This window comes from Rhodococcus sp. NPDC127593, from assembly GCF_042671975.1.
Lineage (GTDB): Bacteria > Actinomycetota > Actinomycetes > Mycobacteriales > Mycobacteriaceae > Rhodococcus_F.
In genome coordinates this window covers 83,684-100,592 of record NZ_JBHXWI010000043.1, presented here as the reverse complement: position 1 = coordinate 100,592, position 16,909 = coordinate 83,684, and the positions used below count along the sequence as shown (strand labels likewise).

The 16,909-nt window shown below is 68.9% G+C and carries 18 protein-coding genes; 15 read left to right on the top strand and 3 right to left on the bottom strand.

Annotated features, from left to right (window positions below; all coding sequences use genetic code 11):
• Window positions 1-44 precede the first annotated feature (44 nt).
• From nadD to ACFVJ3_RS33735, 9 genes are all read left to right on the top strand, one after another.
• Window positions 45-740, top strand: coding sequence for a nicotinate-nucleotide adenylyltransferase (gene nadD, locus ACFVJ3_RS33775; protein ID WP_005248045.1), 696 nt, complete (start codon window positions 45-47; stop codon window positions 738-740).
• A 36-nt stretch (window positions 741-776) separates the two neighbouring features.
• On the top strand, window positions 777-1,202 hold the full coding sequence (gene rsfS, locus ACFVJ3_RS33770) for a ribosome silencing factor (protein WP_378456197.1): 426 nt from the start codon (window positions 777-779) through the stop codon (window positions 1,200-1,202).
• Window positions 1,199-1,858 carry a histidine phosphatase family protein gene (locus ACFVJ3_RS33765; protein ID WP_378456196.1) on the top strand — a complete coding sequence of 220 codons (660 nt, stop codon included), beginning with the start codon at window positions 1,199-1,201 and terminating at the stop codon, window positions 1,856-1,858. Before rsfS ends, ACFVJ3_RS33765 begins: the two co-directional genes overlap by 4 nt.
• Window positions 1,845-2,642 (top strand): diglucosylglycerate octanoyltransferase, encoded by a 798-nt coding sequence (octT, locus tag ACFVJ3_RS33760; protein ID WP_378456195.1) that lies wholly within the window; start codon window positions 1,845-1,847, stop codon window positions 2,640-2,642. The genes ACFVJ3_RS33765 and octT overlap by 14 nt, the downstream gene beginning before the upstream one ends.
• Window positions 2,643-2,646: 4 nt before the next feature.
• Window positions 2,647-3,513 carry a DegV family protein gene (locus tag ACFVJ3_RS33755; protein WP_378456194.1) on the top strand — a complete coding sequence of 289 codons (867 nt, stop codon included), beginning with the start codon at window positions 2,647-2,649 and terminating at the stop codon, window positions 3,511-3,513.
• 69 nt (window positions 3,514-3,582) lie between these two features.
• Window positions 3,583-4,446 carry a helix-hairpin-helix domain-containing protein gene (locus tag ACFVJ3_RS33750; RefSeq protein WP_378456193.1) on the top strand — a complete coding sequence of 288 codons (864 nt, stop codon included), beginning with the start codon at window positions 3,583-3,585 and terminating at the stop codon, window positions 4,444-4,446.
• A complete protein-coding gene (locus tag ACFVJ3_RS33745) occupies window positions 4,446-6,005 on the top strand; it encodes a ComEC/Rec2 family competence protein (RefSeq protein ID WP_378456192.1) in 1,560 nt (519 codons plus the stop codon). The genes ACFVJ3_RS33750 and ACFVJ3_RS33745 overlap by 1 nt, the downstream gene beginning before the upstream one ends.
• A gap of 53 nt (window positions 6,006-6,058) precedes the next feature.
• Window positions 6,059-7,024: an LLM class F420-dependent oxidoreductase gene (locus ACFVJ3_RS33740; protein ID WP_378456191.1), complete on the top strand. Its 966-nt coding sequence runs from the start codon at window positions 6,059-6,061 to the stop codon at window positions 7,022-7,024.
• A 195-nt stretch (window positions 7,025-7,219) separates the two neighbouring features.
• Window positions 7,220-7,390, top strand: a complete 171-nt coding sequence (locus ACFVJ3_RS33735; protein WP_378456190.1) for a hypothetical protein — start codon at window positions 7,220-7,222, stop codon at window positions 7,388-7,390.
• Between the two features lie 6 nt (window positions 7,391-7,396).
• Here ACFVJ3_RS33735 and ACFVJ3_RS33730 read toward each other — a convergent pair whose 3' ends face one another.
• On the bottom strand, window positions 7,397-8,125 hold the full coding sequence (locus ACFVJ3_RS33730; protein WP_378456189.1) for an ANTAR domain-containing protein: 729 nt from the start codon (window positions 8,123-8,125) through the stop codon (window positions 7,397-7,399).
• A 132-nt stretch (window positions 8,126-8,257) separates the two neighbouring features.
• Here ACFVJ3_RS33730 and ACFVJ3_RS33725 point away from each other — a divergent pair, with 132 nt between their 5' ends.
• Together ACFVJ3_RS33725 and ACFVJ3_RS33720 are read left to right on the top strand one after the other, a co-directional pair.
• Window positions 8,258-9,808, top strand: coding sequence for a carboxylesterase/lipase family protein (locus tag ACFVJ3_RS33725; protein ID WP_378456188.1), 1,551 nt, complete (start codon window positions 8,258-8,260; stop codon window positions 9,806-9,808).
• A gap of 48 nt (window positions 9,809-9,856) precedes the next feature.
• The gene (locus tag ACFVJ3_RS33720; RefSeq protein ID WP_378456187.1) at window positions 9,857-10,966 is read left to right on the top strand and encodes a glutamate--cysteine ligase; all 1,110 of its coding nucleotides are present in this window, start codon (window positions 9,857-9,859) and stop codon (window positions 10,964-10,966) included.
• Here ACFVJ3_RS33720 and ACFVJ3_RS33715 read toward each other — a convergent pair.
• Complete coding sequence (locus ACFVJ3_RS33715) at window positions 10,959-11,717, bottom strand: hypothetical protein (RefSeq protein WP_378456186.1); 759 nt, start codon at window positions 11,715-11,717, stop codon at window positions 10,959-10,961. The two genes, ACFVJ3_RS33720 and ACFVJ3_RS33715, sit on opposite strands and share 8 nt — an antisense overlap.
• A gap of 118 nt (window positions 11,718-11,835) precedes the next feature.
• Here ACFVJ3_RS33715 and holA point away from each other — a divergent pair, with 118 nt between their 5' ends.
• Window positions 11,836-12,813: a DNA polymerase III subunit delta gene (gene holA / locus ACFVJ3_RS33710; protein ID WP_378456185.1), complete on the top strand. Its 978-nt coding sequence runs from the start codon at window positions 11,836-11,838 to the stop codon at window positions 12,811-12,813.
• A 70-nt stretch (window positions 12,814-12,883) separates the two neighbouring features.
• Here holA and rpsT read toward each other — a convergent pair whose 3' ends face one another.
• Complete coding sequence (gene rpsT, locus ACFVJ3_RS33705; RefSeq protein ID WP_378456184.1) at window positions 12,884-13,144, bottom strand: 30S ribosomal protein S20; 261 nt, start codon at window positions 13,142-13,144, stop codon at window positions 12,884-12,886.
• 305 nt (window positions 13,145-13,449) lie between these two features.
• On the opposite strand from rpsT, the gene ACFVJ3_RS33700 reads away from it, so the two are divergent.
• Genes ACFVJ3_RS33700 through ACFVJ3_RS33690 form a run of 3 tightly spaced genes read left to right on the top strand, consistent with a single transcriptional unit; the run spans window position 13,450 to window position 16,885 of the window.
• Window positions 13,450-15,075, top strand: a complete 1,626-nt coding sequence (locus ACFVJ3_RS33700; protein WP_378456183.1) for a circularly permuted type 2 ATP-grasp protein — start codon at window positions 13,450-13,452, stop codon at window positions 15,073-15,075.
• Window positions 15,075-16,046 (top strand): alpha-E domain-containing protein, encoded by a 972-nt coding sequence (locus ACFVJ3_RS33695; protein ID WP_009473987.1) that lies wholly within the window; start codon window positions 15,075-15,077, stop codon window positions 16,044-16,046. Before ACFVJ3_RS33700 ends, ACFVJ3_RS33695 begins: the two co-directional genes overlap by 1 nt.
• 8 nt (window positions 16,047-16,054) lie before the next feature.
• Complete coding sequence (locus ACFVJ3_RS33690) at window positions 16,055-16,885, top strand: transglutaminase domain-containing protein (RefSeq protein ID WP_378456182.1); 831 nt, start codon at window positions 16,055-16,057, stop codon at window positions 16,883-16,885.
• Window positions 16,886-16,909 lie beyond the last annotated feature (24 nt).

The following is a 16,909-nucleotide window of genomic DNA, read 5'->3' as shown; positions in this document are numbered from 1 at the left end:
GGTCGCCGGGTTGCTGCCGGTGTGAACACGTAAGCTCGTCACTCGTGGAACAGGGAGCAGCGGGCGCGCGTCGGCGCCGCCTGGGAGTCATGGGTGGCACCTTCGACCCCATTCATCACGGTCACCTCGTGGCGGCCAGCGAGGTGGCAGATCGATTCAGCCTCGACGAGGTCGTCTTCGTGCCCACCGGCCGGCCGTGGCAGAAGCAGGGCAAGGGCGTCAGCCCCGCCGAGGACCGGTACCTGATGACGGTCATCGCCACCGCGTCGAATCCGCGATTCTCGGTCAGCCGGGTGGACGTCGACCGGGAGAAGGTCACCTACACTGTCGACACTCTGCGTGATCTGCGCAGCTACCACCCGGACGCCGAGCTGTACTTCATTACCGGTGCGGACGCCCTGGCGAGTATCCTGTCCTGGCAGGACTGGGAGGAACTGTTCTCGCTGGCGAAGTTCGTCGGGGTGTCGCGCCCGGGATTCGATCTCAACACCGAACATCTGGCCGGTCACCTGGACGCATTGCCGGAGGACGCGGTCACGCTGATCGAGATCCCGGCTCTGGCGATCTCCTCGACGGAATGTCGGCGGCGTGCCAGTCGACACCGTCCTGTGTGGTACCTCGTGCCGGACGGTGTGGTCCAGTACATCTCCAAACGGAACCTGTACCGGCCGCCGGACTCCGAGCGCCTCGACGGCGCGACGACGATGTCCGAACCGGCCCCGGACAAGACCAAGAGTTAGTCAGTACTTTTTCGAACCGAACTGGGAGAACATCGCGTGAGCGCAACGACCGAAGCCATCGAGATGGCACGCATCGCGGCAGTGGCTGCCGACGAGAAGCTGGCCTCCGATGTGGTGGTGCTCGATGTTTCCGAGCAGCTGGTCATCACCGACTGCTTCGTCATCGCCTCCGCCCCCAATGAGCGACAGGTCAACGCGATCGTCGAGAACATCGAGGATCGACTGCGTGAGGCAGGTCACAAGCCGGTGCGGCGCGAGGGCACCCGCGAAGGCCGTTGGGCACTGCTCGATTTCGTGGACGTCGTGATTCACGTCCAGCACAACGAGGAGCGCAACTTCTACGCACTCGACCGGCTGTGGAAGGACTGCCCGGCCGTGCCCGTCGAGGGTCTCGGGCAGCACGGCCCGGCCGACGCGAATGGTGCGGGCGCCGCCGTCGAGGCGGAGGAGTCCGAGCTGTGACGGATGCCCCCCGTGCCCCGCGACGTCTGATCCTGCTCCGCCACGGGCAGACCGAGTACAACGCCGACAACCGCATGCAGGGTCAGCTCGACACCGAACTGTCGGAGCTGGGTCGGTCCCAGGCCCGCGTCGCCGCCACCGCGCTCGTCGGTCGCAGACCGATCTCCATCGTGTCCTCCGATCTGCGGCGGGCCTACGACACCGCCGTGGAGGTCGGCGACAACGCCGGTCTTCCCGTGCAGATCGACGAGCGCCTCCGTGAGACGCATCTCGGTGACTGGCAGGGGCTGACCCACCTCGACGTCGACGCGCGCGCACCCGGCGCCCGTGCCACGTGGCGTGGCGACGCGACGTGGGCACCGCCCGGCGGGGAGAGCCGCATCGACGTCGCACGCCGCAGCAAGCCGGTGGTCGCCGAACTCGTCGAGAAGCACGAGGACTGGGCGGAGAAGCCGGTGGTCCTGGTCGCTCACGGCGGTTTGATCGCCGCACTGACGGCCGCCCTGCTGGATCTGCCCGTCGACCGCTGGCCGGTGCTGGGCGGGCTGGGCAACACCAGCTGGGTGCAGCTGAGTGCGTACGGAAACCCCGAGTCGCTCAACTGGCGCCTCGACGTGTGGAACGCTTCTGCGAGTGTGGCCAGTGACGTCCTCTGACGTGGGTGCCGGTTCCGGGGAACGCCCCGTCCTGCTCGTGCTCGCCGACTCGCTGTCGTACTACGGACCCAAGGGCGGTCTCCCGTCCGACCACCCCGAGATCTGGCCCAATATCGTTGCACGTCAACTCGGTTGGGATGTCGAGTTGGTGGCGCGGATCGGCTGGACCAGCCGCGACGTGTGGTGGGCGCTGACCCAGGACCCACGCGTGTGGTCGGCGGTTCCCCGCGCCGGTGCCGTCGTGTTCGCGGTCGGCGGCATGGACTCCCTGCCGTCCCCGCTCCCGACGGCGCTGCGGGAACAACTGCGCTACGTCCGCCCGCCCGCGCTGCGCCGCGTCGTGCGGGCCGGCTACCAGTGGCTTCAGCCCAGGCTGTCCCCGCTGGGGTGGCCGGTGGCGTTGCCCCCGCGGCTGAGTGTCGAATATCTGGAGAGTTCCCGGGCGGCGCTCGAGTACATGCGCCCCGAGTTGCCCGTCATCGGGACCCTGCCGTCCGTGCATCGCAGCGAGGCCTACGGCAAGGTGCATGCGGGTCGCCCCGGTGCCGTTGCCGCCATCACCGCCTGGTCGGAGGAGAAGAACGTGCCCATCGTCGACCTCGCGGAAGCGGTGCGCGCCAACGTATTCAGCGATCAGGGTAATCCGGACGGCATCCACTGGGGCTGGGACGGACACACCGAGGTGGCTGCGGCGATGCTGACCGCGCTCCGTGCGGCGGGAGTGGACCCGGACTCCGCCGAGGGTGCGGTTCCGGCCGACCCGGTGTCGAGCGGAGCCGAGTAGTCCGATGCCCGTCGTCGTCGTCACCGATTCTTCGGCCTCGATCCTGCCCGAACTCGTCGAGCAGTACGGGATCCAGGTGGTCCCGCTCCATGTCCTCAGCGGCGGTCAGGATTTCCGGGAGGGAATCGACGATCTCCCCGCGGATCTTGCCGGTGTCACCACGTCGGGCGCGTCGCCGAGCGAGCTGTCCGAGGCGTACGCGACAGCGCTGGAGATGAGTGAGGGCGCAGGAGTTCTCGCGGTACACATCTCGCGGCAGCTGTCCGGCACGTGGGAGGCAGGCCGCCAGGCGGCACAGGAATTCGACGGCCGGGTGCGGATCGTCGACTCCCAGTCCGCCGGAATGGGATTGGGCTACCCGGTCCTCGAGGCCGCGCGGGCCGCGAAAGACGGTGCGAACCTCGAGACGGCGTACCGGCGGGCGGTCGACGTCGCGAGCCGCGGGCGTTGCCTGATCGTCGTGGACAGGCTCGATCAGTTGCGTCGTGGAGGCCGCATCGGCACCGCCGCCGCACTGCTCGGAACCGCACTGGCGATGAAACCGGTGCTGCATCTCGTGGACGGCCGGCTGGTTCTGAAGGAAAAGACCCGCACCTCGACCAAGGCGATGGCCAGGATGGTCGACGCCGCGGTGGAGCTGGCAGGTCTGGACAGGACGGCCGTCGCTGTGCATCACATGCACGCCCGACAGCGCGCCGAAGCGGTGGCACAGCAGCTGAAGGACCGGATTCCGCAGGTCAGTGATCTCGTCGTCACCGATTTCAGCTCGGTGATCGGTGCCCACGTCGGGACGGGGGCCATCGGTATCGTGCTGTGCCCGGAACCCGCCCTGCACCACGAAGACCGCGATTCATCCACAGCTTCGCACTGATCCACAGGCCGATTCGGAAGCCGGGTTTTCGCGGGAATTCTGTGGGCGGCGCACTCTACCGTCGCGTCCATGGGCATCAGGGAAGAACGTTCGAGGGGCCGGACCCGGCTCGCGTTCCTGACGTCGGGGGAACGCGATGCGGTGCCGCCCGACACACCGGCGGCGCCGGAGTGGCTGGCCGAGCCGAGCGGGACCGTCCTCGACGGCGACACGACGTGGTCGGCCGAACGCCGCCGGGGTGGATTCTCACTGCCGGACCGGTGGCGGGACGCACGATTCGATCCCGGGCGTTCCGGGGCGTTGGTGCTGATCGTGGTGGGAATCGTCGTCGCGACAGCCACCGTGCTGGGGGTGCGCAGCGATCGGCCGGAGATACAGGCCGTTCCGTCGTTACCCGCCGCCGGAGTGCATTCCCTGACTCCGGCACCGGCTACGACGACTCCCTCCGCGGCGACGTCGGCACCCGACCCGGCGGAGGAGATCGTCGTCAGCGTCGTGGGACTGGTGGCGTCGGCCGGTCTCGTCCGGCTGCCACCGGGCTCCCGGGTCGCGGACGCTCTCGCCGCTGCCGGGGGAGTGCGCGACGGCGGTGACACCCTCGGATTGAATCTGGCTCAACGACTTTCGGACGGCGATCAGGTGCTCGTGGGTGCCGCGACCACCCAGGCGCCACCGAGCGCGGTGGGCGGCGCCTCCGCGGGATCGCCGGGGACCGCCGGCGCGGCGGCCGCCACGGGCGGAGGGCTCGTGAACCTCAACACGGCGACCGAGACGGAACTCGACGCGCTTCCCGGTGTCGGGCCCGTCACGGCGGCGGCGATCGTCGCGTGGCGCACGACCAACGGCAAGTTCACCGACATCTCGCAACTGGGGGAGGTGGACGGGATCGGGCCGGTGCGGCTGGAGAAGCTGCGCGGCCAGGTCACCCTGTGATGCCCGACAACGAACCGCGGATCCTCGACCTGCGGCTTCTTCCGTTCGCCGGGATGTGCTGGGCGGCAACGCTGGTCGGTATCCTCGGAGGCTCCCGGGCGGCGTGGGTTCTCGTGGCAACCCTGTCGGGAGCGGCAGTTCTCCTCGCCGCGGGATGCGCCCTGCGGGGACCGGGACGGTGGACGGCCGGGACGCTGGCGGTACTGCTGTTCGGGTCCTGCTGCGCTGCCGGGGTGGCCTGGCGGGTTCAGGCCGTGGAACGGCACCCGATGACCGAACTCGGCCGGAACGAGACGTGGGTGACGCTCGTCGTCACTCTTGTCGACGATCCCCGGGAGATCCCCGGCTTCGGACGGCACGTCCTCGTGAACGCGAACGTCGTCGAGATCCGCCGGGACACCGATACGATCCACTCGGGCGGTGCGGTGGTCGTCCTCGCTCCGGCGGAGGGGTGGCTCGGGCTCCTGCCGGGACAGGACGTGGTTCTGCGCGGGCAGGCGAGCCCTCCGCGGCACCGGGACCTGAGCCTGGCCACGGTCCGGGTGTCCGGACCGCCCGCGGACGTCGGTCCCGCGCCCCCGCATCAGCGGTGGGCCGGCGTCCTGCGTGCGCGGTTCGCCGCGGCCGCCTCCGTCCTGCCCGCCGACGAGGCAGGACTGTTGCCGGGGCTGGTGGTCGGCGACACCTCGGCGCTGCCCCGGGAGGTGAAGGACGATTTCACCGCGACCGGACTGACCCATCTCACGGCGGTGTCGGGGGCGAACGTCAGCATCCTGCTGGGAGCGGTGCTGCTCCTGGTCCGAGGGGTGGGGCTCGGTCCCCGCGCGGGTGCGGCGCTGGCCGCTGCGGCACTGATCGCATTCGTGGTGATCGCGAGACCGTCACCCAGCGTGCTGCGCGCCGCGGCGATGGGATCGGTTGCCCTGCTGGCGCTCGTGACCGGACGGCGGAAACAGGCGATGCCGGCGCTCGCGGCCGGGGTCATCGCCCTGCTGGCGTGGTCACCGGAGCTGGCGGTGGACTTCGGCTTCGTTCTCTCGGCGACCGCCACTGCGGGGCTGATCGTGATCGCGCCGGTGTTGGTCGACGTGCTGGTGGGCCGCGGCTGGCCGCGGGCGGTGGCAGAGTCGGTGGCGGTGTCCGTCGCCGCCTTCGCTGTCACCGCCCCCATCGTGGCCGCGATGGCGGGGACCGTGAGCCTGGTCTCCATCTGCGCGAATATCCTGGTCGCCCCGGTGGTCGGCGTGATCACCGTGGCCGGAGCGATCACCGCGCTGATCGCCGGGGTCAGTGTTCCCGTTGCGGAAGTGGTGGTGCGCGTGACGCAGTGGCCGCTGTGGTGGCTCGTCACCGTGGCCGAGCGGGGCGCGCGGATTCCCGGAGCCTCGATCCCGGTGCCCTCCGGGCCTGCCGGTGCGGCGATCGTGCTCGGTGCCGTGGTGGCGCTCGGTGTGACGATGCGCAGAGGCGGACCTCGGCTGGTGCTGGCGGGAATCGCGATCGGTGTGCTGGTGCTGTGGGCGCCGGTCTGGCCGTCGTCGGTGGGTCGCCTTGTGTGAGCGCGCCCGAATCCGGGAAACCGTCGCAAGGCACTCGAGGAAGGGACGACGACATGCAGGTGGGGTTCAAGCTGATGGCCGAGACGTTCGATCCGCGGGAGATCGTGCGGCAGGCGGTGGAGGCCGAACGGGCCGGTTTCGACTTCGTCGAGGTGAGCGATCACTATCACCCCTGGCTCTACAGTCACGGTCATTCGGGATTCGTGTGGTCGATGCTCGCGGCCGCCGCGGCACGGACCGACCGGATCGGTCTGGCGACCGGCGTCACCTGCCCGTTCGTCCGATATCACCCCGCGATCATCGCGCAGGCCGCCGCCACGACCGCCGTCCTCAGCGAGGGTCGGTTCACCCTGGGACTCGGTTCGGGGGAACGGCTGAACGAACATGTCGTCGGAGGCGGTTGGCCGTCGGTGACCATCCGGCACCAGATGCTCCGTGAGGCGATCGACATCATCCGCCTGCTGTGGTCGGGCGGCTACCACTCGTATGAGGGCAAGCACCTCACCCTCGACGACGCACGCGTCTTCGATCTCCCCGACGTGCCGCCCACGATCGCAGTCGCGGCGGGCGGCACTGAGGCCGTCGGGATCGCGGCGGAACTCGGTGACGGACTCTTCGCCACCGAACCGGACCCGGATCTGGTGAAGGCCTACGCCGGGGCCGGTGGGTCGGGGCCGAGATACGGGGAGGTGCCTCTCGCGTGGGCGCGTGACGAGGAATCCGCGGTCGAGGCGGCGCACCGGTTGTTCCGGTTCGGGTTGACCGGATGGAAGGTGCAAGCGGAACTGCCGAATCCGATCAACTTCGAGGCTGCGTCGTCGTCGATCCGCACCGAGGACGTCCGAGGCGCCATGGCGTGCGGTCCGGACGTCCGGCGGCACCTCGAGGTGGCAGGTACGTTCGTGGACGCCGGATTCGATCATTTGGCACTGATCAACGCGGGGCCGGACGTCGACGGCTTCTTCGAGTTCTTCGCCAACGAGTTGAGCGAGCCGCTGCGGGCGTTGACAAATCCCTGATATCGGCTGTGCCGCTGTCGCTTTCGCTTCCAGTATGCGCCGCTCGGGACGCCCGGCGGGACGACGGCGGAACGACTTCTGTATCGTTTCGACTTCGATTCCCGATGTGCGTATGCGACACCGAAACACCGACTACCATCCGGTGGCAGATGTTGAGGTGAACGGTCTTGGAACGCACCCGCATTGGAGGGCGAGATGTCGGAATCGGAGCGGACAGATCTCGATGTGGACGACGAGCTCGACGCCGGGCAGGTGTGGAGAGCTCAGCGGGTCGTTGCTGCCCAGTCACTCGACGCCGACGACTGCCGCATGCTCCTGTCCATGCTCGGCATTGCGGGTAACCCCGATGCGCCGGAGGTGGACTGACAGCGGTCAGGTCACCTTCCGGTGATGGTGAGCGATGATTTCCTGCGCCACCGTCGCCAGTTTGAGATTCATGTCCTGCGAGGTGGTGCGGAGAATCTCCATCGCCTGAGTCTCGGGAATATTGTGGAAGGCCATCAGCAGACCCACGGCCTTCCCGATCTCCCGATTGCTGGCGAGGCCTGCCCGCAGTGTCTCGGCCTCGGCGTGCTCGTGGACGGCCGCCAGCGCCACCGCCGCGAACGATGCGAGCATGATGCCCTGCTCGACGGACGTGGTGTTCAGGGCTCCCGGCGTGTCGGAGAACAGATCGAGAGCGCCGACCTTGCGCCCGAGGATGACGAGGCGGAATCCGGCCGCACCGCGCACCGGCGTGTGGGCCAGCACCCGCGCCGACAGCCGCGGCCACTGCGACGTGCTGGAGAGGTCCGTCTCGAACTGGGGCGTGTCGCTGACGATGGCATCGACGCACGGTCCCTCGTTCTCGTCGCGCTCGAACTCGTCGACGCGGGCGGCCACGTCGTCGCTGGCCGCGGCCGTCACGAAGCGGGAATCCTCCCGGAGCATCAGGCTCGCGTGGTCACAGCCCTCGACGAGTAGTGGCGCTGCGTCGCAGATGGCTTGGTGGACGTGCCCGAAATCCTGGCCCGCGTAGAGAAGATCGGCGAGGGCCGCGAACGTCGCGGCCGACCTGCCGACAGCCTGCGCGCGCGTCGTATCGGGCGCTGTGTCTCGCATCGTTCCTCCAGCGTGCGGGCATGTGCCCGGCTCACCGATTCAGTGTGCCAGAGTGGGAGGTCGCCGCAGGTCCGGGCCGGAGGAATTCTCGATCGGACTCCGGGGGCGGTCGTCCCGGGCGAAGATGACGTCATGGTTTCGCGCACCGAGGACCCACATGTGACCATCGGCCAGGGAACGCTGCGGGGCGTCCGCCTCGACGGCGTTCGGTCATGGAAAGGCATTCCCTACGCCGCGCCGCCGGTGGGCAAGTGGCGGCTCCGCGCCCCGCGCGCGCCCGAACCGTTCGCCGGGGTGCGCGACTGTTCCCGGTTCGGCTCGATCGCACCGCAGAACGAGCACGGCCCGCTGCCCATCGATCCCGGTCTGACCATCGACGAAGACTGCCTCACCGTGAACGTCTTCGCCCCCGCCACGGATACCGAGCGACCGCGGCCGGTGATGGTGTGGATCCACGGCGGGGCGTATTACCTCGGTTCGTCCGGACAGCGCATGTTCGATCCGACTCGTCTGGTCGATCGCGGCGACGTCGTGGTGGTCACGTTCAACTACCGGCTCGGTGCGCTGGGTTTCCTGGACTTCTCCTCGTTCTCGACCGAGGAGCATCCGTTCGACACGAACCTGGGCCTGCGCGATCAGGTCGCGGCACTGACCTGGGTTCGCGACAACATCGCGGCATTCGGCGGCGATCCGGGCGACGTCACGCTGTTCGGGGAGTCCGCCGGTGGCGGCGCGGTCACCACATTGATGACGTCCCCACCGGCCGAGGGACTGTTCCATCGCGCGATCGCCGAGAGTTCGCCCGCGACGTCCGTGTACGGCAGCGACCGCGCCGCGAGCATCGCCGAATCGTTCCTCGAGCTGCTCGACATCGCGCCCGCCGACGCGGGCCGTCTCCGCGACCTGCCCGTCGACGTGCTGACGAAGGCCTGCGTCGAACTCGTCCAGCAGGTGCCCGCGCGGGTCCCCGGCACTCTGGCGGTTGCCCCGACCGTCGACGGCGACGTGGTCCCGCACTACCCGGTGGCGGCATTCCGCAAAGGCCTCGCGCATCGAATCCCGCTGCTGATCGGGACGAACAAGGACGAGGCGTCCATGTTCCGGCTGATGAAGTCGCCTCTGATGCCGATCACCCCGGACGCCGTGCATGAGATGTTCGTGGCGATCGCCGCCGACCATCCCGACCTCCGGGCGGACGAGGAACAGGAGGTGGCGGCCGCGTATCCCGATTACCCGAAGAGGCGCTCGGCCATGGAGATCTCGCGGGACGCCGCGTTCCGGATGCCGACGCTGTGGATCGCGGAGGCGCACAGCCGCGTCGCCCCGACCTGGCTGTACCGCTTCGACTATGCGACACCGTTCCTGCGCGCCGCGCGGATCGGCGCCACCCACGGCACCGAGGTGCCGTACGTCTTCGGGAACTTCGGCGTCGTCCCGCACGATCCCACGTTCAAGCTCGGTGGGCACCGAACCGCCGGGCACGTGTCGGCGCGGATCCAGCGACGGTGGCTGTCGTTCGCCACCGAGGGCACGCCGGACGGAACGGGAGCCGAGGTCGGCTGGCCGCGGTACGACGAGGCGGATCGCACGACCCTGCTGATCGGCAAGTCCGACGCGGTCGTCGCCGATCCGGACCGGGAGCTACGCCGGGCCTGGGGTGAGGAAGTCATCGGTTTCACCTGAGCGGCGGCGCCCCGGTTTCGTATCCGCGGAACGGGGGATACCTGCTGAATGAGTCCTGCAGCAACGGAATCGGGTCGCGACCTCAGTGTGGGAGTCGAGGAGGAGTTCTTCCTCGTCGACGCGTCCGGTCACCTCTCCGCCGCGGGACCCGACGTCGTCGCGGAGGCCGGCCACGACATTCACGGGCTTCAGCGTGAACTCGCCCGATGTCAGATCGAGACGGCGACGGGTGTGTGCCACACCGGGGAGGAACTGCACCAGGAGCTGCGCAGCCTGCGACGCCGGCTGGCGAAGGCCGCCGCGGGACGCGACCTGTTGCTGCTGCCCAGCGGGACGTCCCTGATCGTCGAGGGATTACCCCCGGCGATCACCCCGAGCCCGCGGTACGAGGAGATGGCCCGCCACTTCGGGTCGATCGTGGACACGGTGACCACGTGCGGCTGTCACGTGCACGTGGGAATCCCGAGCCGCGACGTCGGTGTGCGAGTGAGCAACCTGGTTCGCAGCTGGCTGCCCGTACTGCTCGCGCTTGCCGCGAACTCGCCGTTCCACAGTGGGCACGACACCGCGTATCACAGTTGGCGGCACATCATGTGGTCGCGGTGGCCGTCGGCGGGGCCGCCGCCCCACTTCGACTCCGCGGACGAATACGAGGCGACGGTCGGCGCCATGATCGGAACCGGTGCCGCGATGGATCGGGGAATGATTTACTGGCACGTCCGGCTCTCCGACAAGCAGCCGACCATCGAGGTCCGGATCGCGGACGTCGCCATGACCGCGGCGCACGCGGCGCTCTACGCGGTAGTCGTGAAGGGGCTCGTCGGATGGGCGCTGCGGTCGCTGGAGGAGGGCGTCACCGTGCCGTGGCTGCGCGCCGAGCTGCTGCGGGCGCAGTTGTGGCGCGCGGCCCGTGACGGACTCGACGGGGAATGCACGAGCCCGGCGACGGATCGGTCCCTGCCGATTCGCCGGCAGTTGGAATTGCTGAACGAGTGCGTGGCCCCGGGGCTCGGCGCGAGTGATCGGGCGTTCCTCGAGGCGGGTCTCGACACCGTGCTGCGGGAGGGCACGGGCGCCGAGCGGCAACGGGCAGAGTTCGCGCGCGTCGGCACGCTGGCGGCGGTGGTCGACCTCCTGACCCGCGAAGTGGTCAGCTGACCGGGGGTGGCGGAGTCAGTTCGGTCACGCCGGCGGTGGTGGTGGAGCCGATGTAGCCGGGATGCAGCAATCCGGCGGATCCTTCGCCCGTGAGCAGGGCACCTGCGCTGGTGTCCGGTCCGGTGCGCAGCGGGCCGGGGTCGTCGATCAACGCCTCCACGGTCGCGGTGTCGACGAGGCTGAGGTCGATGCGCTGCCCGACGGGTCGGTAGACGGCGAGGACGACCGGGTCGGGGTAGTGGGCGGCGGTGCGGCGCATGACGTGGAATGCGGGGTCGGTGCCCAGGGCGAGCACGGTGACATTCGCGAACGACGCGAGCCGGTCGGCGACCGTGCGCCCGGCGGCGTTGCGCCACGTACGCCCGTACAGGGTGAGCGCGTCGGACAGGTGACGCTGCTCGGTCTCACCTCTCGGGCTGCCGCCCGCCGGATCGAGCAGGGCCCGCCATCGGTGCTCGTAGAAGTCGCATGCCGTGTCGAAGTCGTCGCCGGAGTTGGTCGCCGCAACGTCGCGACGCGAGGGCGATGCGGGTTCGAGGGCGGATCGACCGCCGGCGAACAGTGTCTCGGCATGTCCGGAGGCCGAACAGCGGGCCACCAGTTGCACCGACCATCGGAGGAGCAGCCCGTCGCGGCAGGTGTACCGGAAACTCAGCTCGTACCGTTGCCCTGCCGTGCGATCGTCGTCGAGGTCGATCATGTGCGCGTAGTCCTCGCGGGTGACGCCGTCCACCTCGGTTTCCGCGGTCATATGATCGAGTGTCCACCGCTGACGCGACCGCTGCGTGGCGATCGCCCGTGTTCGGCCTGCTCGGTGCCGGCCCCGGGGTGTCGGCGAACGTGTCCGCCACACGTGGCACGATCTTCGCGTGAGCACTCCAACTCAGCTCGAACAGCTCCATCTGGTCCTCGGTGACGAGGAGTTCCTCGTCGAACGCGCGGTGGCGCAGGTCATCGGCCAGGTCCGCGCGAGCGCGGACGTGGCCGCGGGCGCGGACCTTCCCGTCAACCGGTTGAGGGCGGGCGATGCCGGGGCGGCCGAACTCGCCGAACTGCTCAGCCCCTCCCTGTTCGCCGAAGACCGCGTGGTGGTGCTGGAGGCCGCGGCCGAGGCGGGCAAGGACGCGGTGGCACTGATCCTCGATGCAGCCGGCGACCCACCTCCGGGCGTCGTCCTGGTGGTCCTGCACTCGGGCGGCGGACGTGCGAAAGCGATGACCGGGGCGCTGGAGAAACTCGGAGCCGTGGTGCACCCGTGCGCCAAACTGAAGTCCGGCGACCTCATCGGGTTCATCCGCGGCGAGTTCCGCACCCTCGAGATCCGGGTGTCGCCGGAAGTGGTCCAGAGCGTGTTCGAGGGGGTCGGCTCGAATCTGCGTGAACTGGCCGCCGCGTGCTCGCAGCTCACGGCAGACACCGGCGGAAAGATCGACGTCGCCGCCGTCCAGCGGTACTACGCGGGCAAGGCCGAGGTGAGCGGATTCGACGTCGCGGACAAGGCCGTCGCCGGCGACACCGCGGGTGCGATCGAGGCGCTGCGCTGGGCGATGCTGCGCGGCGTACCCCACGTGCTGCTGGCCGACGCGCTGGCCGACGCGGTGCACTCGATCGCCCGGGTGGCCCCGGCGGGGCGGGGAGACCCGTTCCGGATGGCGTCGGAACTGGGCATGCCGCCCTGGAAGATCAAGAAGGCGCAAGCCCTCGCGAAGGGATGGACGCCCACGTCGGTGGGGGACGCGCTGCGCATCGTGGCCTCGCTGAACGCCGATGTCAAGGGCGCGGCGGCCGACGCGGACTACGCCGTCGAGAGTGCGGTGGGACGCGTCTCCCGGCTACGCCAGATCTGACGGAGACACGACAACAGCCGCTCGATCCGAGGATCGAGCGGCTGTTGGAGAGCCTATGACGGAAGAACCGTCAGATCTTGCTGGCAGCCTGCGCGAGAGCAGACTTCTTGTTGGCAGCCTGGTTGGCGTGAATGACGCCCTTGCTGGCTGCCTTGTCGAGCTTGCGGCTGGTGGCGACGAGGAGCTCGTTGGCCTTGTCCTTGTCACCGGCCGCCGCAGCCTCGCGGAACGAGCGGATCGCCGTGCGCAGCGAGGACTTCACCGACTGGTTACGGAGTCGGGCCGCCTCGTTGGTACGGATCCGCTTCACCTGGGACTTGATGTTGGCCACGCGTAAAATCCTGTCGTCTTAAGCTGGTTACGGTCGAGAAAGCTGTGGGCGCACACATATGCACCGACAGGCGAGATTACCAGTGATCGGTGTCCGATCTCAAACCGGCGCCGGACGCGCCGACAAATCCTGCGGCTGTGCTGCTGAACGGGTGTACATGTAGCAGCATGTCTGGGATGACGCCCCCAGCATCGAAGTCGTCAACAGTAACGAAATCGTCGGCAACCTCGAAAGCCCCCGTCCGAAAATCGGGGGCAAGCACGCAGGCGGGTGCGAAGGCATCGGGAACGCAGCCGCGGACGCGGGTGACCGCCCGTCCGCGCAAGCCCGCAGAACCCGCCCACGTGTTCGACGGGTACACCGACGTCGGGCGCTACGGGCTGGCGTTCGACGAGATGTTCGACCGCGACGGCACCGTCCGCCCGCCCTACAAGGGCGTCTTCAAGGCACTCGAGCCCGCGGACCGAGCCGACCTCGCCGCCCGATCCGAGGCCCTGGGCAGGGCGTTCATCGACCAGGGCGTGACGTTCTCGCTGTCCGGTCAGGAACGACCCTTCCCACTCGATCTGGTGCCGCGGGTCATCGCCGCTGCCGAGTGGACGCGTCTCGAGAAGGGCATCAAGCAGCGCGTCAAGGCGCTCGAGATGTTCCTCGACGACGTGTACGGGGAACAGCGCATCCTGCGTGACCACGTGCTGCCGAAGAGATTGGTCACCTCGTGCGAGCACTTCCACCGGGAGGCCTCGGGGATCGTCCCGCCGAACGGGGTGCGGATCCACGTCGCCGGAATCGATCTCGTCCGCGACGAGAACGGGGTGTTCCGGGTCCTGGAGGACAACCTGCGTTCGCCGTCGGGAGTGTCGTACGTCATGGAGAACCGCCGCACGATGGCGCGGGTGTTCCCCGACCTGTTCATGTCGCACCGCGTACGGTCCGTCGGTGACTACGCCTCCCACCTCCTGCGGGCGCTGCGCGCTTCCGCCGCCCTCAACGAGGCCGACCCGACCGTCGTGGTGCTGACACCCGGTGTCGCGAACTCCGCGTACTTCGAGCATTCGCTGCTCGCGCGCCAGATGGGTGTCGAACTGGTCGAGGGCCGTGACCTGTTCTGCCGCGACAACATGGTCTACATGCGCACGACCGAGGGCGAACGCCAGGTCGACGTCATCTACCGCCGCATCGACGACGACTACCTCGACCCCATGCACTTCCGGCCGGACTCCGTGCTCGGGGTGGCCGGCGTGCTGAACGCGGCCCGGGCGGGCAATGTCGTCATCTCGAGTGCCGTCGGGAACGGGGTCGGCGACGACAAACTCGTCTACACGTACGTTCCGCAGATCATCGACTACTACCTCGGTGAGAAGCCCTTGCTCGCGAACGTCGACACGTTCCGCTGCTGGCTCGGCGAGGAGTGCGAGCAGGTCCTGGACCGGGTCGACGAACTGGTGATCAAACCGGTGGAGGGTTCCGGCGGCTACGGCATCGTCTTCGGCCCCGACGCGTCACCCAAGGAACTGAACACGATTGCCCGGAAGATCAAGGCGGACCCGCGCGGGTGGATCGCGCAGCCCGTCGTCCAGCTGTCCACGGTGCCCACGAAGGTCGGGGACGAACTGGTGCCCCGGCACGTCGATCTGCGGCCCTTCGCGGTCAACGACGGTGACGACGTGTGGGTGCTGCCGGGCGGCCTCACCCGGGTGGCCCTGCCCGAGGGGTCCCTCGTCGTGAACTCCAGCCAGGGCGGTGGCAGCAAGGACACGTGGGTGCTCGCGAGCAGGAGTTCCGACGAAGAGCGGGAACTCGCAGGTGAGGAGCTCGTGGCTGAGCCGGCGCAGTCCGCCGAGGCCGAGCAGGGACCCGAACTCAGCACGACTCAACTGCAGCAACAACAGCAACAGCAGCAGCAACAGGGCCAGGGAGGTGATCGCTGATGCTGGCGAGGAACGCGGAATCGCTGTACTGGATCGGCCGGTACGTCGAGCGGGCCGACGACATGGCCCGCATTCTCGACGTCGCCGTGCACCAGCTGCTCGACGACGCCTCGGTGGACCCGGACCGCACGTCCCGGTTGCTGCTGCGGGTGCTCGGCATCGAAGCGCCCGACACGCAGCTCGACGTCCGGTCGGTGACGGAACTGGTGGCGTTCAGCCGCAACCAGGTGGGCTCGATCATCGACTCCCTCGCCAGCGCCCGTGAGAACGCGCGGGGCGCCCGGGAGGTCACGTCCAGCGAGATGTGGGAGTGCCTCAACACCACGTACAACGGCCTCGCCGAACGGGAGCGGGCGTCCAAGCGTCTCGGGCCGCACGAGTTCTTCCGATACGTGGAGGAACGCGCGGCGATGTTCGCGGGTCTGGCCGATTCGACGATGAGCCGCGACGACGGATATCGCTTCCTGCTGCTCGGCCGCTCGATCGAACGCGTCGACATGCTCGCGCGGATGCTGTTGTCCCGTGCGGGTGACCGCCCGTCCTCGCCGGCGTGGGTGACGGTGCTGCGCTCCGCGGGAGCCCACGACACCTACCTGCGCACGTACCGCGGCGCGCTGGACGCCAACCGGGTGGTCGAGTTCATCCTGCTGGACCGGCTGTTTCCGCGGTCGGTGTTCCACGCCATCCGGCAGGCGGAGTTGTGCCTCGCCGAGCTCGACCACCAGCCCGACAGCCGCGTCGGACCCAGAGCCGAGGCGCAGCGACTCCTCGGCAGGGCCCGGAGCGAACTCGAGTTCCTGCCGCCCGGCGTGCTCCTCGAGGATCTCCAGGATCGGCTCGCGGGGTTGCAGGAAACCTGCCGCGAGCTCGGAGAAGCCATCGCGCTGCAGTATTTTCACGCCGCGCCGTGGGTGGCGTGGACCGATGCACGGGCCGTCGGCGGCGAAGCCGTCGTGGAGGGAGAGCTGTGAGCTGGCGTATGAGAGTCGTGCACACCACCGGGTATGCCTACGACGCACCGGTCACGTCCTCGTACAACGAGGCGCGACTCACCCCGCGCGGTGACAGCAGGCAGACGGTGATCCTGAACCGCGTGGAGACGACGCCCGCGACGCGGTCGTACCGCTACACCGACTACTGGGGCACCGCCGTCACCGCGTTCGATCTCCACGCACCGCACAAGGAACTCGAGGTCACCGGGCTGTCCGTGGTCGAGACCGAACCGTTCTGGGAGCCGGAGGAGAAGGTGGACTGGGACGAGCTGGCCAGCCCGCCGCTCACCGACCGGTTCAACGAACAGCTGAGCAACACCACGTTCGTGCCGCGCAGCCGCAAGCTCGACACCATCGCCCGGGACCTCCGCAAGGGCCGCACCCCCGACGAAGCCGTTGTCGCGGCGGCGGACTGGGTGCATCGGGAGATGGATTACGTTCCGGGCACGACGGGCGTCCACACGTCCGCGGTCGAGGCCTGGGCCGAGCGGCAGGGCGTGTGCCAGGACTACGCGCACCTGACGCTGGTCCTTCTGCGCAGCATGGGAATTCCGAGTCGCTACGTGTCCGGCTATCTGCATCCGAAACCCGATGCGGCGGTGGACGACACGGTGGCGGGGGAGAGTCACGCCTGGGTGGAGGCGTGGACCGGCGCGTGGTGGGGATACGACCCCACCAACGCCGTCGCGGTGAACGAACAGCACGTGTCGGTGGGTATCGGACGGGACTACGCGGACGTTCCGCCGCTCAAGGGCATCTTCTCCGGCGGCCGGGCGACAGATCTCGAAGTCGTCGTGGAGATCACACGGCTGGCGTAAAGTGCCACCCAGATCTATGCGTGG

Coding starts and splice junctions, on each gene's coding strand:
- ACFVJ3_RS33755 (WP_378456194.1), top strand. CDS start 2,647: ATGCCCGTCGTCGTCGTCACCGATTCTTCGGCCTCGATCCTGCCCGAA.
- ACFVJ3_RS33750 (WP_378456193.1), top strand. CDS start 3,583: ATGGGCATCAGGGAAGAACGTTCGAGGGGCCGGACCCGGCTCGCGTTC.
- ACFVJ3_RS33745 (WP_378456192.1), top strand. CDS start 4,446: ATGCCCGACAACGAACCGCGGATCCTCGACCTGCGGCTTCTTCCGTTC.
- ACFVJ3_RS33740 (WP_378456191.1), top strand. CDS start 6,059: ATGCAGGTGGGGTTCAAGCTGATGGCCGAGACGTTCGATCCGCGGGAG.
- ACFVJ3_RS33735 (WP_378456190.1), top strand. CDS start 7,220: ATGTCGGAATCGGAGCGGACAGATCTCGATGTGGACGACGAGCTCGAC.
- ACFVJ3_RS33730 (WP_378456189.1), bottom strand. CDS start 8,125: ATGCGAGACACAGCGCCCGATACGACGCGCGCGCAGGCTGTCGGCAGG.
- ACFVJ3_RS33725 (WP_378456188.1), top strand. CDS start 8,258: ATGGTTTCGCGCACCGAGGACCCACATGTGACCATCGGCCAGGGAACG.
- ACFVJ3_RS33720 (WP_378456187.1), top strand. CDS start 9,857: ATGAGTCCTGCAGCAACGGAATCGGGTCGCGACCTCAGTGTGGGAGTC.
- ACFVJ3_RS33715 (WP_378456186.1), bottom strand. CDS start 11,717: ATGACCGCGGAAACCGAGGTGGACGGCGTCACCCGCGAGGACTACGCG.
- ACFVJ3_RS33695 (WP_009473987.1), top strand. CDS start 15,075: ATGCTGGCGAGGAACGCGGAATCGCTGTACTGGATCGGCCGGTACGTC.
- ACFVJ3_RS33690 (WP_378456182.1), top strand. CDS start 16,055: ATGAGAGTCGTGCACACCACCGGGTATGCCTACGACGCACCGGTCACG.